13 protein-coding genes and 1 pseudogene are annotated in these 17,729 nt (G+C 37.3%); 8 read left to right on the top strand and 6 right to left on the bottom strand.

Annotated features, from left to right (window positions below):
• Positions 1-38: 38 nt before the first annotated feature.
• From MKY30_RS02125 to MKY30_RS02105, 5 genes are read right to left on the bottom strand one after another with little or no spacing between them, the layout of a single operon-like run.
• Complete coding sequence (locus MKY30_RS02125) at positions 39-1,220, bottom strand: MalY/PatB family protein (RefSeq protein WP_147210009.1); 1,182 nt, start codon at positions 1,218-1,220, stop codon at positions 39-41.
• Between the two features lie 19 nt (positions 1,221-1,239).
• Positions 1,240-2,250, bottom strand: coding sequence for a PTS fructose transporter subunit IIC (locus tag MKY30_RS02120; RefSeq protein ID WP_147210010.1), 1,011 nt, complete (start codon positions 2,248-2,250; stop codon positions 1,240-1,242).
• Between the two features lie 17 nt (positions 2,251-2,267).
• Entirely contained in the window at positions 2,268-2,573 is a 306-nt protein-coding gene (locus MKY30_RS02115) for a PTS fructose transporter subunit IIB (RefSeq protein WP_147210011.1), read from the bottom strand.
• A 2-nt stretch (positions 2,574-2,575) separates the two neighbouring features.
• Positions 2,576-3,049 (bottom strand): fructose PTS transporter subunit IIA, encoded by a 474-nt coding sequence (locus tag MKY30_RS02110; RefSeq protein WP_156985056.1) that lies wholly within the window; start codon positions 3,047-3,049, stop codon positions 2,576-2,578.
• 15 nt (positions 3,050-3,064) lie between these two features.
• A complete protein-coding gene (locus tag MKY30_RS02105; protein ID WP_341082663.1) occupies positions 3,065-5,035 on the bottom strand; it encodes a BglG family transcription antiterminator in 1,971 nt (656 codons plus the stop codon).
• A gap of 247 nt (positions 5,036-5,282) precedes the next feature.
• Between MKY30_RS02105 and MKY30_RS02100 the strand changes: the two genes are divergently transcribed.
• Positions 5,283-6,587, top strand: coding sequence for an acetamidase/formamidase family protein (locus tag MKY30_RS02100; RefSeq protein WP_341082661.1), 1,305 nt, complete (start codon positions 5,283-5,285; stop codon positions 6,585-6,587).
• A 51-nt stretch (positions 6,588-6,638) separates the two neighbouring features.
• Positions 6,639-7,427: an SDR family oxidoreductase gene (locus MKY30_RS02095; RefSeq protein ID WP_341082660.1), complete on the top strand. Its 789-nt coding sequence runs from the start codon at positions 6,639-6,641 to the stop codon at positions 7,425-7,427.
• Positions 7,428-7,615: 188 nt separating this feature from the next.
• Here MKY30_RS02095 and MKY30_RS02090 read toward each other — a convergent pair whose 3' ends face one another.
• Positions 7,616-8,353: a sunset domain-containing protein gene (locus MKY30_RS02090; RefSeq protein ID WP_341082658.1), complete on the bottom strand. Its 738-nt coding sequence runs from the start codon at positions 8,351-8,353 to the stop codon at positions 7,616-7,618.
• 706 nt (positions 8,354-9,059) lie between these two features.
• Between MKY30_RS02090 and MKY30_RS02085 the strand changes: the two genes are divergently transcribed.
• The 6 genes and pseudogenes from MKY30_RS02085 to MKY30_RS02060 all read left to right on the top strand — a co-directional run.
• Positions 9,060-10,472 (top strand): M24 family metallopeptidase, encoded by a 1,413-nt coding sequence (locus MKY30_RS02085; protein WP_341082656.1) that lies wholly within the window; start codon positions 9,060-9,062, stop codon positions 10,470-10,472.
• A 340-nt stretch (positions 10,473-10,812) separates the two neighbouring features.
• The gene (locus MKY30_RS02080; protein ID WP_341082654.1) at positions 10,813-12,867 is read left to right on the top strand and encodes a BglG family transcription antiterminator; all 2,055 of its coding nucleotides are present in this window, start codon (positions 10,813-10,815) and stop codon (positions 12,865-12,867) included.
• A complete protein-coding gene (locus MKY30_RS02075) occupies positions 12,867-13,148 on the top strand; it encodes a PTS sugar transporter subunit IIB (protein WP_077601624.1) in 282 nt (93 codons plus the stop codon). Before MKY30_RS02080 ends, MKY30_RS02075 begins: the two co-directional genes overlap by 1 nt.
• Positions 13,149-13,169: 21 nt before the next feature.
• Positions 13,170-14,444: a PTS ascorbate transporter subunit IIC gene (locus tag MKY30_RS02070; protein ID WP_341082653.1), complete on the top strand. Its 1,275-nt coding sequence runs from the start codon at positions 13,170-13,172 to the stop codon at positions 14,442-14,444.
• 18 nt (positions 14,445-14,462) lie between these two features.
• Positions 14,463-16,463 carry a transketolase gene (tkt, locus tag MKY30_RS02065; protein ID WP_341082652.1) on the top strand — a complete coding sequence of 667 codons (2,001 nt, stop codon included), beginning with the start codon at positions 14,463-14,465 and terminating at the stop codon, positions 16,461-16,463.
• Positions 16,464-16,971: 508 nt separating this feature from the next.
• Positions 16,972-17,166, top strand: a pseudogene (locus MKY30_RS02060) (hypothetical protein); the annotation flags it as partial.
• Between the last annotated feature and the right edge of the window lie 563 nt (positions 17,167-17,729).

Raw genomic sequence — 17,729 nt, 5'->3', positions numbered from 1 at the left:
CAATCTTACTGAAGCAAACAGAATGTAACATTTCTAACCTAGTTAACTATTTTAATGGCTTTCTCCAATCTTTCCAATCCATCTACCAGCTTGCTGCGCGGACACCCAACGTTCATCCGCAGGAACTTTCCTTTGTTTACATGGTAGACGCTGCCGGACATAATTCCTACATTACCGGTATTTACTAAAGCATGCTGAATTTCATCATCGGATGATTGCAGGTTTGAGCAGTCAATCCATGCAAGGTATGTGGATTCCGGGATCTTAAATGTTATCTCCGGAAGCTGGCTTTGGATAAAAGAAGATACAAGGTTCATATTTTCATACAGGTAGTCCACCAGATTATCAACCCAATATGCAGAATGATTATATCCTTTAATAATAGAAAGCAGGCCGAATATAGATGCACTTGATAGGCCATCGCGCTCCTTCATGATCGTCAAAAATTGTTCTCTTACTTTTTCATCCGGGATGAATGCATATGAGCCGCCTAAGCTTGGCGTATTAAATGTCTTACTGGCAGAGGTGCAGATAAATACATTGTCCGGATTCCTCGCTATACTGGTGATAGGTACATAACTGTGATTTTGATAAACAATGTCCATATGAATATCATCGGAAATAATTTTTACTTGGTGCTTTTCGCAAAGTTTGATAATATGCTGCAGTTCATTATGATTCCAGGCTCTCCCGGTAGGGTTATGCGGATTACAGAAAAGCAGCACTTTTGCCTTGGGGTTGGAGAGCTGCTTTTCCAACAAATCAAAATCGATGGTGTACGAATCCTCTTTATAAAGCAGCGGGTTCTTGACTAATTCTCTGTTGGAAGCAGATACCTGTTTGAAAAAAGCATCGTATCCCGGAGTCTGCAGGATGATTTGATCGTCTTCCTCTGTTAGAATTCCAATTAATTTGGAAATAGAATAAATAACACTTGGGCTATAAACAATCCAATCAGCAGGAATATCCGCAGTAAAACGAGATTTGAACCAATAGGTGACGGCTGATTTATATGCATTGTGATTCCACCTTGTATAGCCAAATATCCCATGTGCTGCATATTCTTCTATTGCCTGTAAAATCTCAGGCGGACTTTGAAAATCCATATCTGATATGGAAAAAGGGAGTACATCACTTTTACCGAAACGATCTTTAGCGAAATCCCATTGTGTGCTATACGTTCCTTTTCGATTAATGACTTTATCAAATGGAATAGTCAAAAAAGCACCTCCTGGATAATTAAAATGATAGCTCTGTATCTTCTGATTCTTCTACATCGCTCTCCTTACGCAAAAATCCTACTGCTAATGCAATAATGATTACGGCAATAAGCAGACCGATTAATAACATAAATGGACCATTAACAAATGGCAGTCCCCAGATCCCGATTGCTGCAGGAATTGGAGATTGTGCTCCAAGTATTAATGCAATACCGCCGCCGATACCAGAACCAATTGTAATGACAGGGATTACTTTTAAAGGTGTAGCTACTGCATAGGGAATTGCTCCTTCTGTAATTCCCAATGTCCCCATCAATGCAGCTGGAATAGCGTTGGTTTTCTCAGATTTTGAGAACTTATTAGGGAAGAGCAGTGTTGCTAAAGATAACCCGAGCGGTGCCCCCATAATACCAATCCAGCATGCCGCCATAGGGGCGTAAATTCCTTCAGCCAGCGTAGCGTAACAAAATGCCAGAGCAATTTTATTAACTGGACCGCCCATATCAAATGCCATCATTGCTGCAATTATAAATCCTAAGATTAATAGATTATTGCCTTCCATAGAATTCAGCCAGTTTTCCAAGCCAGTCATTGCTGGAGCTAAAGGTAACGAAATAATTGTCATAAAAATGGCTGATGCGCCAATACCAAGTACAGGGATAATCATAATCGGCTTGATTACTGCTATGTTTGGATGCAACGGTATTTTCTTTAACTGGTTGGTAATCCACCCTGCAAAGAATCCGACTAAAATACCGCCGATATATCCGGTACCAAGCTCAGCTGCAAATACACCACTCGCTAAACCAACTGCAATCCCGGGCCTGTCCGCAATGGAATAGGAAATATAACCTGCAATCATTGGAACCATTAAACCTAAAACCCATACTCCATAGTCAGCTAACTTTTCGCCTATCATTGTTTCTTCACCAATGATTACTCCTAATGAAAGTAATATACCGCCAGCGACGACAATAGGAATCATATAAGAAACCCCGGTCATCAGATGTTTTTTAGCTGTGTTCCACATAGGTCTCACTCCTGTTTTTATTGTTTGGCTATTGCGTCATCAATGACCTTTGCAGCATTTTTAACTGCTGCTGCAACAGGGACTTCGTGAATGCTTTTGCCATCAAATCTATTTGCTTTTTCGATCTTTGTATCAATTGCCCAAATGACTAAATCAGCTTTTTCTATATCTTTTTCCTTGATTTCATTTTCAATTCCCATGGAGCCTTGCGTTTCTACTTTTATTTTGTGACCCAGCTTTTTGGCTGCTTTTTCTAATCCTTTTTTTGCCATATACGTATGCGCAACCCCGGCTGGACATGCAGTTACTGCTAAAATATTCATTATTAAACCTCTCCTTTGTCTGTGAAAATACCCGTAATGGTTGTAAGAATTTCATGTTTTGTTCTTGCTGAAAGCAATGACTGGACGAAATGGTCCTCCATCAAGTTCTCTGATAACGTTGCTAATAATTTCAAGTGAAAGCTTCCTTCATGTTCGGTTGGAACAGCTAATGCTATCAATAGCTGTACTGGTTTATTATCCATTGCTTTCCAATCAATAGCATCTTTTAGTGTTATTACGCAGATAGCGGGCTGGACCACCTCTTCCATTTTTGCATGAGGGATTGCAATTCCGCTGCCAAACCCGGTTGTGGAGTTTTTTTCTCTTTCCATCATTCCATGGTAATAAGCTGCTGCACTTTTTACGCATCCGGCTTTCAAAACAAGATCGGCAACTTTTTTCAAAGCTTCTTCTTTTGATTGTGCTTCGACATTAAGCTCAATTAAACTGTCATTTATTAATTCTGATTTATTCATAGATGATTCTCCTAACTAAATAGACTCAATAATGTCTAAGAATGCGTCATAATTTTTAGATAAACATAGTTTTTTTACATTATCAGGTGACTGAATAATTTCATACAAAGATTCGAATATCTCCTGAAATTTTGTCTGGAGTCTTTTTTCCAAAACGATAATCATCACTAATTGGACTTCCTCTGCCTCTGACCATTTTAATGGTTTCTCCAATACTGCAGTGCAGATAAATGATTGGCTGGAAAGCATATGCAGCGGGTGGGGAATGGCGACCATATTTCCAATGGAGGTTGGAGATATTCGTTCACGTTCCATAATAGAATCCCGGGTTTCTTTTTCTATATAACCCTGGTGAATCATCGCCTCTGTCATTGTTTCCAGCATCTCCATTTTTGTTTCTGGTTTTAAATTCTGGAAAAATAGTTCTCTGCGAAAAAATGGTTGGATGACTTTATTTTTGTTATGCATTTCCTTTAATGTATTCTGTACTTTTATAATATCCTTATCATCCAAAATAGACGGTACATGTACAACCGGTATTTCCAGATGCCTTTCAATGGGAACAGTCGTCAAAATAAAGTCGGGTTTTTGCTTCAAAAGTTCATCCAATTGATGCAGAGCATATACGCCGGTAAGGTTATAGCTGTTACCCAAAACGTGAGACAGCTTTGTTAGAAGCAGCTCTGACGTTGCCATCCCTGAAGCACATACTAACGCGATTTTCTTCTTGGAAACATATTTTATCCGTTGTCTTTCAATAGCAGCCCCCAAATGTAAAGCTAAAAAACCGATTTCATTTTGATTTACCTGGAAACCTGTAGCTTTTTCTACACAATGTGCTGCAATAACACCTGTTTCAAACGCAAGAGGATATTTAATTTTAATTTCATCAATCATCGGATTTCTGATATTCATATTAAAAGTGAGTCTTGTTACTAATTGCTTCAAGTGCAGACCGAGACTATAAAATAATTCTTCATCCTCGTCGATATGCAGGCCCTTCAAGCCAATTTTCGTTTGTTCCATGATCTCCATCGTTAATTGGAAGATTTCTTTGCCTAAATATAATTTCAGATTTGGAAAAGATATTTCTCCTTTTTTACCTAATCTATTGCCAACTAAATGTAAAGCAACATACTCAATTTCCTGTTCAGGATTCTGGATATCATAAAGTGTTTCAATAGATTTATTAATCTTTTCAGCTATTCTGTATTCATTCTCCTTTTTGAGAAATTCTATATGGTTGATAGAGCTGATATGCTGGCCGCTTTTAATTCTGCCGATAGCAATCATGATATGGATGACGATTTTATTTAAGGTATCATCCATGACCTCCATATCATTTCTATTTAATTCATCGAGGATTATTTTTTTAATTTTATCTATATCATCCTCAAAGAAGTAATAACCAAAGCTATTGACGAGTTTAAGAATCAAACGGTTATCAAATTCTTCACTGTGTATAAAGTAATCAGAAATGCAGAATCGTTTATTAACTTCATTTCCATCTGCTTTAATTCCCTGATGGTCTTTAACTATTTTAATGTTATAGCTGTTTAAAACCTGTTTTATTCTCTTCAAATCATTCTTAATCGTTGATTCACTTACATACAACTCATCCATAAATGATTCAATTTTTATGCTTTTATTAGAATATAAAAGTCTTTTGATAATGAATTGTACTCTATCCTCAGGTGTGACAGTAACGGACGTATTATTAAATAGAGCATTTTCTGCTTCGACTTCATAAAGTAATTTTTTAAACTGGTCTTCAGATTCGGCAGTTATTTTATAGCCTTTACTCTTTTTGGATACAATTTCTGTTTTGAATTCTTTCATTTTATAATTTATTGTTTTGATATCTTCACGTATCGTTCTTGATGTCACCCCCAATTTCAATGCGAGCGTATCACTTGTGATAAACTCATTTGCTGAAGAGAGTATCTTAATTATTTCTGCCATTCTTAAAGTTAAGTGTAAGGACATTTTGTATCCCCCTAATTTTATTTTAGTTAACGAATCTAAAGGTGCACAGGGAGTCTTTTTCCGTTAGGTAGAGGAAATGAGTTACTTAAAGAGGAAGGAATGGAGGGAAGATAAAGAAGCAGAGACTTTAACAAACCCGATTACGAATTTATTATACAATATAGTTAACTGAGTTATAATAATATGAAGTTATTCCTTTGTGCAATTTTATGAAAATGCTTACAATATAATTAAGGAGGAGATCAAAATGAAAAATGAGCCAGCAAAGCAGATTGTCTATGTGAATACGTTTACGGATGGAATTCTGGATCCAGAAAAAGCAATGCTTGGACCTGTAAAGGACGGCGGATATATTATTGCTAATACAGCACCTGGATGCTGGGGGCCGATGATTACGCCATCTCTTCAAGGCGGGCATGAAGTGACACAGCCGGTTTATGTTGAAGGAGCAGAGGTTGGGGATGCAGTTGCTATTCATATTTCTTCTATTCAAGTAACATCTATGGTTACTGCTTCCGGTAATGACCGCACTGTAGAAGGTCATTTTATTTCCGATCCATTTGTGGACGCGAAGTGCCCTGAATGTGGAATCGTGAACCCGGATACGGTTATAGCAGATGTCGGATTAGAAGCAGTACGATGTTCAAATTGCGGAGCAGCAGTTACTCCTTTTCAGTTCACGAACGGATACACCATTGCTTTTGATGATGATAGAACAATAGGAGTTACTCTGCCAAAAGAAGCAGCTGAAGCAGCAGGAAAAGACGGACGTAAAAACATGTGCACACCTGAGCATTCTGTGCAAAATCCAATCGTATCTGTGGCTCCTCATGACATTGTAGGCATGGTCGCCAGGGTACGTCCTTTTTTAGGACAAATTGGAACAACACCGGCCAGGGCTATGCCGGATTCTCATAATGCAGGAGACTTTGGTCAATTTTTACTGGATGCTCCCCATGATTACGGTATAACGCAAGAACAGCTGGAAGAGCGTACAGATGGACACATGGATATTAATCGGGTTCGGGAAGGGGCAGTTTTAATTTGTCCTGTAAAAACGGAAGGCGGCGGCATTTATCTTGGAGATATGCATGCGATGCAGGGAAATGGCGAAATTGCCGGGCATACAACGGATGTTTCTGGAATTGCTACGTTAAAAATAAAATTGCTAAAAGGAATTAAGATTGACGGGCCTATTTTACTGCCGGTTGAGGAGGATCTTCCATATAATGCAAAGCCGTTATCTGAACGGGAAAAGTCTGAAGCTTTAAAGGTTGCTAAAGCATATGGTTTTGAAGAAATTGAGGAGACTGCTCCTGTATCATTTATTGGAACTGGCGCAGATTTAAATGAAGCGACGGATAATGGTTTAACGCGCGCAGCTTCCGTACTTGGGATGAGTGTTCCAGAAGTTATGAACCGCGCGACTGTTACAGGGTCTATTGATATTGGGCGCAATCCTGGGGTTGTGACAGTTACATTTTTAGCACCGCTGTCAGCACTTGAAGATGCGGGGCTGAGTGAAATTGCGGTAAAGCATTATCATTTATAGATTGATGTATAAGAGAATCCATAATAATACATTTAAAAAGGTGGGATAGTAATGGGATTACTAAATGATAGAGTAATTTTAGTTGCTGGTGTGGGCCGTGGATTGGGGAGGGATGTCGCCAGAAATATTCTTGATGAGGGCGGATCTGTTATTATGGGAGATTTAATAGAGGATCAATTGAAGGAAATACAGCAAGAGCTCGATCCATCAGGAAAACGAACATTTGCACAGCATCTTAATTTAGCAGATAAACAGAGTAATGCAGATTTAATAAAAGCTGGTTATGAAAAATTTAACCGTCTTGACGGAGTAATTCAGGTTGCTGCCTACGATAATACAATGGGCGGATTATTGGATAATAATTTAGCGGATTGGGACAAGGTTTCGGAAATTAATATCAAAGGTACACTGCAATTAGTACAAGAAGCTGTTCCTTACTTAAAAGAAGATGAGGGCGGAGCAGTGGTATTAATCGGTTCAGCATCTGCGGCTATCCCAAGTGAAGACTTTCTACAAATGAGCTATGGCATTGGAAAAGGTGCATTGCGAACAGCAACGCATTATTTATCGAAAGAGCTGGGGCCTTTAGGAATCAGAGTAAATAATATTGCACCGGGATTCAAATGGGGCCCTGTATTAGAATCCGCATTTCAGGCACAGGCAGATCAGTATGGTCTTACCCTGGAGGAAGTAACAAAGCCAGTTAAGGATAAAATGGCTCTCCGCCGCTTCCCGACAGATGATGATGTAGCAAAATCCTGTGTATTCTTTTGTTCCGATTACGCAAAAAATGTTACAGGACAGAATCTCTATGTGGATGCGGGTTATGTGTTGAATTGATGGTGTAAGGAATGTAGATAGTGATTGTTTTAGATCTTCATTCGCTGCCATAAAAAGACACCTCTTCTGTTTTGGTTTTGATTCCAGACAAATCATTTATACCAAAGAGGAGAGGTGTCTTTTTACCTGATGTGACCTTTAAATCAATTATTTAGATGTTCTTATATTGCAGGTTTTTCTTATTCAATTTAATTTTTTGGCGCTCTATATCCAGCATCTTGAGCTTCTGATTCTGAACAAAACCATTCAACGACATTTGTTGTTCGATCATAGTAGGTGCTGCCAGGCGTATGGTAGATTCCGGATTTACTTCCTTTAATGTTACAATCACCTTCAGCTGCCTGCGATGTACTGTCATCAGCAGAGTCTTCTTCAGAGGTCTCTGAAGCGTCTGCAGTGGAATTACTGGAACTGCCAGCTTCTTGACTTGCTTCCAGCTGCTGTTGTAATTCACTATTGCTTTCTTTTAATGTAGTAATATCCTCGGAAAGTGATTCATTTTCTTCCTTAACTGCCTCATAGTCTTCTAGCTTCTCGTTTTCTTCTTTGAGTGCAGTAATTTGCTCAGACAGAGTTTCATTTTCTTCTTTAATTGACTCGTAATCTTCTAACTTTTCATTTTCCTCTTTTAATTCGTCAACCTGACTTTGTAAATCATCATATTCTTCTTGAAGGGTGGAATTTGCATTTTCTAATTCTTCAATTTCAGCAGTTAATTCCTCATTCTTTTCTATTTCTTTATCTAAATCTGCAGCATTATTAGCGCCATCCGTACCACACCCGCTTAAAAGCGTGAAAAGTATAGCAAACGCTAATACGGGGAGAAACTTTTTCTTCATTTTCCCTTTGGATGGTGGATGCGATAAAGTATAGATAGCTAAGCCTGATAATACAAAAAGCATTGATAACACGATTAGAGTACCCATAGTTATACCTCCATTAAAAGTCCAGTGTATTTAATTATGTAATGTTATGACTATCAGCAAATAGTTTACGGATCAGCGGTATTTATCGATTAATTTATATTTGTAAGTACGCACTAACCAAAAAATAGATGTAGCTTGATATGTTATTTCTTGCAGGGCATCTGCGGTAAAAGCAATAGAGTTTTACCAAAATAAAAGGAACAAAGCAGCAGGTATGTATTAAGCGCTTTCTTTTCACTTCCTCTCTTTTTAATACGTATTAAAAAAGCATTCGTTTATAAAGCAATACTCACTTTATAAAATTTTTTATTAAATAGTAACTATTATAAATAATGTAACATATTAGTAATGTTTTTGTAAAATTTTCTTAAATTAATAGAACATTGGGCTGTTATGTTATTGGGAAGACAATGATTCTTAGCTGATTTGTCATTCAACAAAAGTAAATGAATGGCAAAGGTTATAAATACTCGGTAAAAGTAATGACTGAAACTATGGAGGGAGGGTATTGTTGAAGTTCATTGTTTTGATAACTCTACTTGTTTCAGGTGTATGTGATGCGTCCTATATAATATTTAGGAAAAACTGAATATGCTGTTAAGGAATAAGATAATCTCCGTTTTTAAAAGATTAATAGAATAAGTGTCTATTTCTTCAATTATCGAGTAGAATAATTGGAAACACATATAAATTGGAGGGAAGGAATATGACACAGCAATATAATTATAAAAATGCGCAATTGATAGAAATGGATGCCCCCGCTCCTGATTGCACAGAAACACCGATAATGATAGATGATAAAACGATGCAGCTGCGAAGAGAAAAGGTTTTACAAGAGATGCAGCGGAATGATTTGGATGCATTACTGATTTATGCAGATGTGGAACATGGCGGAAATTTTGAATATTTAGTTGGTTTTATTCCCAGATTTGAAGAGGCTTTACTGGTCCTTCATTCTAACGGAGATGCTTTTCTGATTTTGGGAAATGAAAACTATAATAAAGTACAATATTCAAGAATTTCGGCGCAGGGAATTCACTGTCCACACTTTTCCTTGCCTAACCAGCCTATGGAACCTCACAATACCATTTCAAGTGCTCTTCAGGAAGCTGGAATGAAGAAGGCAATGAAAATTGGAATGGCAGGATGGAAGCATTTTACCAGCAGTGTTGAGGATAACCAAACTTTATTTGATATCCCTTCTTTTATTGTAGATGCTGTACGGGAAATTATTGAAAAGGAAGGTTCCGTCATTAATAAAACAGATATATTCATTGCCGGGGAACGGGGCGTACGAAGGGTTAATAGTGCTAATGAAATTGCACATTATGAATTTGGAGCATCGCTGGCTTCAGATTGTGTTTTACGTACCATGGATAAACTGGAAGTTGGTATTTCTGAGATGCAATTAGGAAATGAGCTCAATGCTTACGGTCAACGAAATAATGTCGTAACAATCGCATCAACAGGTAAAAGGTTCGAAAATGGTAATTTATATCCAACTCAAGAAAAGGTAAAGTTAGGAGATGCAATCTCTTTAACAGTAGGGTACAAGGGAGGATTATCAAGCAGATCCGGGTATGCTGTAATGGATAGCTCTGAATTGCCAGATAGCAAAAAAGATTATGTGGAAGACTTGGCAGCGCCATATTATACCGCAATTACAGCCTGGCTGGAGAATATTCAAGTTGGGATGACAGGTGGAGAATTGTATAATTTGGTTAATCAGGTATTGCCGCAGGAAGAATATCATTGGGGATTATGCCCGGGGCATTTGACAGCAGATGAAGAATGGCTATCATCACCTATATATAAGAATTCAGATGAATTAATCAAAAGCGGAATGATTTTTCAGACAGATATTATCCCTCGTGTTGCGGGATATGACGGGGTCTCGGTTGAAAGCACTGTAGCTCTAGCTGATGAGTCGTTAAAGCAGGAGATTAGAGACGAATATCCAGCACTTTGGGAAAGAATCATTAAAAGGCAAAAGTATATAAAAGAGATACTTGGAATCAATCTAAGCGAAAATGTTTTACCGTTATGCAGTACGGTTGCTTACCTGCGCCCGTATCTTTTGAATAAAAAGCTTGCGTTTCATTATGACCATAGCAGATGATATTGAACAATCAATAGTTTGTGCGAAATATTTAAGTACAGTAGAGTAGAATAGAAAGCCATTTAAAGGTTAGCTGTAATTATAAAGTAAGTAACAAATATGATAAAAATTTTTGGGGAAAGAAGTAATGTAAACAATAAAAAACTTGCGTAATAGCCTGAAACCGATAGATTCATTCTAACGGTCTCAGGCTATTTCATTTACCTTAATAACGTTCTTCATTATGAATTATGTCATTTAATAAATATAGTTTTTGTTCATCACGCGTACAAACATTGAACGGAAATGTAATTGTAAATGAAAGCGGTTGATAATAACATGAAATTAGGAGGGATGCTTAATGCTCGAGCGAAGGTCAATTGACATTATGGAAACCATTTTAGGCAACCCCAAGATTACAATTAAAGAACTGGAATTAAGAACCTCATTGACAAGGAGGAAAATTGCTTATGATTTAGAGAAAATCAATTATTGGCTGAAAACGAATAATTTACAAGAAATCAAGAAGGATCAGCAAAAAGGCTTGAGTTTTCCTGGAGATGCGAATGAAATATTGAGCATTTTAGAAAAAAAGGATATAAAGGGCACTTTAAATGAAGAAGAAAGAAAACGTATCATTTTTTTCTATTTATTTATGCAAAATGAAGAGATTTCTCTGCTGCATTTAATAGACGTCGTGGATGTAAGCAGAGGTACAGTAAATGATGATCTAAAAAAATTATCCGCTAACCTGAAAGAATACTTTTTGGAGATTTCCTATTCCAGAAAAAATGGTTATTACATTAACGGAAATGAACAAGATATACGAAATGTTCTTATCATGTTCATTGTAGAAATTATTTTTAAAGGGACGAATAGAGAACTTCTGGATTTTGTTTTAGATGAGGAGATATTTGAAGAGATTACTTGTGTTTGCAGCAGGTATTTTCAAGAGTATCAAATCATTCTGTCTGATAATAATTTTTTGGAAATATGTTATATCATCGCTTTTGTTTTTATTAGGAAAAATAATACGCAAAAGTGGATTGAAATGGATAACCAATTTGAATTTCATCGTTATGATGAATATAAAATTGCCCGGGAGATTTTATCCAATCTGAACTTTATTCATGAGAACCAAGAGGATTATGCAGCATTTCTTACATCCTTAATGCTATCTTTTTCTTCTGTTCAAATAAGTCAAAAAACGAACGATTACTATTTGCTGAAGGATTTTTTATTTGAGATTATTACTAAGTTGGAAACAACCTATGGGATAGATATTGGAGATAAAGAAAGCGCCTTCAAACAGATTTATTATCATTTAAGGCCGGCGTATTATCGTATCTTATTTCAATATCCGATAATCAATCCATTAAAGAGAAAAATTCAAGAGCAGTATAGCTTTTTATTCAAAATATTAAAAGATTTGTTTGAATCTTCTTATCTGCCCAATGGAAAAATGGTATCTGACGATGAAATAGCCTATTTAACGATACATTTCGCAACACTGATGAAAGATAAGAAAACGAAAAAAATATATGCGTATACAGCAGCGGTTGTATGCCCAAACGGAACAGGGTTATCGCTGATTCTCTATAATGAGCTGACTAATCTTTTTCCAGAAATTAAGTTTCTTCAACCATTCTCACTTAATGAACTGGAGACTATCAGCGATAATGTAGATGTTATTTTTTCTACAAGGTTAATAAAAAGCTCCAAGCCTGTTTTTATTGCCAGTCCCGTGATGACGGATATTGAAAAGGAAAATCTGGTAAAAAATTTCTACAGGTGGAGTAATAAAAGTGTTTGTATTGATAATAGTTCCATTGTAAAAGAACTGACCAAAATTATTAGTAATTACAGCGAGATTAAGGATCCATTAAACCTGAATAAAGCATTAAGTAATATCACTGCTAATTATTTAATCTTTGATAAGAAAAGGAGACTTCCGATGTTGAGCGATATTATGACTGAACCACTCATTCAGTTGAATATTGAAGCTACTGACTGGAGAGATGCGATTAGAAAAGGCGGCGAGCTTTTGATTGCCAATAATAAAGCATCTGCTAATTATGTGCAAGCAATGATTGATTCAGCGGAAGGAAATGGATCATATATTGTTATTACAAAAAATGTAGCTTTACCACATGCAAGGCCAGAAGAAGGGGTAAAGGATCTGGCTATCAGTATGATTACTTTATCCAAGCCGATCAAATTTGGAAACAAAGAAAATGACCCCGTAAAATATGTATTTTGTTTATGTGCCGTCGATAACTCTACGCATTTAAGAGCTATGTCGAATCTGGTTCAGTTGTTGGATAAGAAAGAGTTTTACAGCAAGTTGGATCGTTCTGTTGATTCCAAAGAAGTTGTTGATTTTATAAAGAAATGTGAAAAGGAGCTGGAAATGTAATGAGAGAAATATTAGTAGCATGCCGAACAGGGATGGGAAGCAGTACGATGTTGAAAATAAAGGTAAGTCAGGTAGTAAAGGAAAATAATTTTCCATTTAACGTTACCCATGACACGATGAGCGCAGTTAGTCAGTTTTCGGGAGACTTATTGATAACTCTGGAGGATTTAGTACCAGACGTAGAAGACAAAGTTAAATATGTTATCGGAATTAAAAATTTAATGAATAAGGAAGAAATAAAAAGCAAAATTGAGAAGTATCTGGAAGAAGTAAAAGAGTAACTCAAGAGAGGGTGAATCGTAGTGGAACTTTTAAGGGCGTTTGCCATTGATTTATTAGGTACTGCAGCAATTCTTGTAGGGTTAATGGCTTTTATTGGGCTTGTTCTGCAAAAGAAGCCGTTTGATGAAACGTTAACAGGGACTTTGAAAACGATTGTAGGATTCCTGATATTTTCAATTGGTTCAGGTGCAGCAGTCTTGTCTCTGGACAGTTTCCAGGCTCTTTTTGGTGAAGGGTTTGGTCTGGATGGAGTTTTGCCATTAGCTGAAGCAGTTACAGCTTTAGCACAGGACAGGTTTGGAACGGTCGTCTCGCTTGTCATGCTGTTTGGATTCCTGTTCAATTTATTATTTGCCAGGATTACTCCATTTAAATATATATTTTTGACAGGGCAGCATAACCTTTATTTTGCAGCATTGCTTACGGTTATCTTAAAAGCGCTGGATGCAAGTAATTTTACAATTGTTGCGGTTGGAGGAGTTATTTTGGGACTGGCAGCCTGCCTATTCCCGGCTATTGCTCAGCCGTATATGAGAAAAATTACAGGTGATGATGAAATTGCTTTGGGTCATTATGTGAGTGTAGGTTACGCTATTTCCGGATGGGTAGGATCTAAGGTTGGTAAACCGGAGGATACAACAGAAAATTTAAAACTGCCAAAATGGCTTTCTATGTTTAAAGACTATGTCGTCGGTGTCAGTATCACTATCATTATATTCTTTTACGTAGCTACGTTTGCCGCAGGGCCACAATTTGTTGAAACAATTTCGGAAGGAACCAATTGGCTGGTATATCCGTTAATCCAGGGGCTGACGTTTGCTGCTGCACTGTATGTCATTATTACTGGTGTAAGGATGCTGTTAGGGGAGATAGTGAATGCATTTGTAGGTATTTCTGAAAAATTGATACCAAATGCAAAACCGGCACTGGACTGTCCAGTTGTATTTCCTTTTGCTCCAACAGCAACTGTCATAGGCTTCTTATCTGCTTATGCAGGTGGACTATTATGCATGTTTTTGTTTGGTATTCTCGAAATGTCCGTCATCATCCCTGTTGCTGTTCCATACTTTTTCATAGGAGCGACAGCTGGAGTATTCGGTAATGCAACTGGAGGCTGGAAGGGCGCCATGGCAGGAAGCTTTGTTGTTGGTATTCTGATTGCGATTGGACCAGCAATAATCTATCCAATCATGGCAAATATCGGTCTGGTAGGAACTGCTTTTCCAGAGACAGACTTTACCATTGTCGGATTATTAGTCTATTACATTGGAAAATTAATATTAGGTTTGCTATAAACTGAAAGGATGATATAAATGAGAACACAGACAATAGAAAAGATATCAGATTTATCCGTTGCTACAATTAGAACATTGGCGATTGATAGTGTGGAAAATGCCAATCACGGTCATTTAGGAATGCCTTTAGGAGCGGCACCGATGGGATATACACTCTTTAAAAATGTGATGAATCATAATCCAGAGAATCCGCATTGGTATAATCGCGACAGATTTGTACTAACGTCCGGCCATGGCTCTATTTTATTATATACATTGCTGCATTTAAGCGGATATGAGGTCTCAATTGATGATTTAAAAACCTTTAGAAAACTTGGAAGTATCACTCCAGGTCATCCCGAGGTTGATATAACCCCTGGCGTAGAAGCTACCACCGGGCCATTGGGACAAGGGCTTGCTATGACAATCGGTCTGGCACTTGCTGAGGCGCATTTGGCAGAGAAATATAATAAACCGGATTTTGATATTGTGGATCATTACACGTATACGATATGTGGTGATGGAGACTTAATGGAAGGTGTAGCCCAGGAATCCGTATCTCTGGCAGGGCACTTAGGGTTGGGGAAATTAATTGTGTTATATGATTCTAATGATGTGTGCTCTGATGGTGATCTCAGTGATACCAATTCAGAGGATGTCCAAAAAAAGTATGAATCAATGGGATGGCAGGTCATTCGCGTGGAGGATGGAAATGACATAAACGAAATCGAAAAAGCTATACAGTCGGGGAAAGAGGAGAAAAATAAACCAACATTAATTGAAGTAAAAACAATTATCGGGTTCGGCTCTCCCAATAAAAGTGGAACAGCAGCTATTCACAGTAATCCTGTTGGCCCGGAAGAATCCGATTTGATTAGAAAAGCATACGGATGGGATTTTACGGAAGATTTTTATATTCCAGATGAAGTAAAAAAAGATTTCTCTGCTATCTGTGAAAATGGGAGAGCAAGTGAAACTGAATGGGGGAATTTATTAGAGGCGTATCAAAGAGAATATCCAGAGCTGTCTAAAGAATTTCTGGCGTCAATGGAAAATAACTTTGAAGTAGAAGAAATAAATATAAATTTTGAAAAAGAAAAAGTAGCAACCCGTTCTGCATCTGGAGAAGTATTGAACGCGATTGCTGATAAAATACCATTAATAGGCGGCTCTGCTGATTTAGCTTCCTCCAATAAGACAACCATTAATGGAAGTAATTTTATAAGCAGAAATGATTATAGCGGAAGAAATATAAATTATGGTGTTCGTGAATTTGGTATGGCTTCGATTGCTAACGGATTGGCATTACATGGAGGGCTTAAACCTTACACCGGTACATTCCTGGTTTTCTCTGACTATATGCGTTCAGCTATACGAATGTCTTCGATAATGAATAAGCCATTGATATATATTTTTACGCATGACAGCATCATGCTGGGGCAGGATGGGCCTACCCATCAGCCGGTAGAGCACCTGGCTTCATTAAGAGCGATGCCGAATCTAAATGTTATTAGACCGGCAGATGCTAATGAAACTGCGGCTGCCTGGGAAATTGCGATTCATTCTAAGGAGACTCCGACTGCGATTGTTCTTGGCAGACATGACGTACCTGTATTAGAAACCGCAGATAAAGAGGGTGTGAAAAAAGGAGCTTATATTATATCCAAAGGTAATGGAAAAGCGACTGGCAAAATAATCGCAACTGGTTCCGAAGTAGAACTGGCAATAAAAGCTCAAGCAATTTTAGAGAAAGAAGAAGTATATGTTGATGTAATTAGTATGCCAAGCTGGGAGCTGTTTTTAAAGCAGGATGATGCTTACAAAAATGAAATTCTTCCTAAGGAGATTAAGAATATTTTAGCGGTGGAGATGGGTTCATCTATCGGCTGGAGAGAATTTGTCGGAGCTGATGGAGATATGTTGACCATTAATCATTTTGGGGAGTCTGGAGATGGACAGGAATTAGCTGGGAAGCTTGGTTACTATCCTGAAAATATTGCTGATAGATTTAAAAGGCTGGAAGAGAAAAATAGTAGATAAGAGATTAATTAAGTTTGTATGGAATATATAATAAACTAAAAATAATAGATGAAGTCCCCCTTAGGAACTTCATCTATTATTTTTGTATACTTAATATAAACATCAGGGTACCACAAGCTGAAGGGAGTTCATTTGAGCAAATTTCTTTCTTAACCTATAATGCAATTATTCTAGAATTGATAAAACAACATAATGAAATGGCAGAACCTATGTTTGAAAGGAATGCTGATTTAGAATAATATTGTCAAACCCATTCAAAACAAATAAATTATTTTCTCAAAATAAGAATAAATAAAGTAAGCGAAAAATAATATACTGCATTCTATTATAACTGAATTACCTCTTTACTTGAATTTAACAAGTAACAGGAGGTAGTTTTTCATGGATGATGAGCATCTGGTTGCTCCCGAACAATCCCAATAACATCTTCCTCTGTATTTAAAGAATTTGGAAAGCTGTCAGCAATCGTTGGCAATAGCCTCGATAAAGAAGAAGTGAAGTATGCACATGCAACAACTGTGGAAAATGTTATTACTGCAGAAAAAGGAAAGAGAATTTGTGCAGTGAATTCGGCTCTTTTGCGATGGGAGAAAGAGGCTATTACGACCAGGGAGGACTTGGAAAATATATCATTGCAGATACAAGAGAGGTATTTGCCTTTGCAGAGGATATACCGTTCCACCATGGTACTTTTGCGGTGTAACACGCAGTAAAATCCAGCTTGGAAACGATGTTTTGATTATAGAAACAGGCATAATGGGACTGCTTTATCTGATAGTTGCTAAACTTCAAAGGTGCAGAGTGATTATCAATGCCCTGGATGCAGCTCAGAGAAAAGAAGCATAAGAGCTCGGTGTGACAATTGCCTCAAATTCACACGAAGAAGAGTAGTGGAGACTTTTCATGAACAGTTTCTTTTACCACGATGACCCTAAACCCAGATTGGATTCACCGTACAGGAGTTGAAATAACTGGAGCGGCTAATTCGTCTGTACAATCTTTAGCCAGATAGATTTATTTCGAAGATTTATTCATTGGATGAAGTTGGGGAAGAGTTTGAAGTATCGTTTAGAGGAAGGCGGTATAGGGTGGTCGAGATGTAAAGAGTGGAACAATTTTTATTTGATTGTTTGAGATAAATTATTAGACTATAACTGGATTAATTGTCTTTAGGTGAGTATTGGTTTAAGTTGGCAGATAGATAACACTCGCTTAAAAATGATATTGCTAATAGTATCTATTATATTGTAAAAGGAGCTTTGATAG

The sequence above is a fragment of the Oceanobacillus sp. FSL W8-0428 genome (assembly GCF_038004405.1).
GTDB classification, from domain to species: domain Bacteria; phylum Bacillota; class Bacilli; order Bacillales; family Amphibacillaceae; genus Oceanobacillus; species Oceanobacillus sojae.
This window is presented reverse-complemented; position numbering and strand designations above follow the sequence as displayed.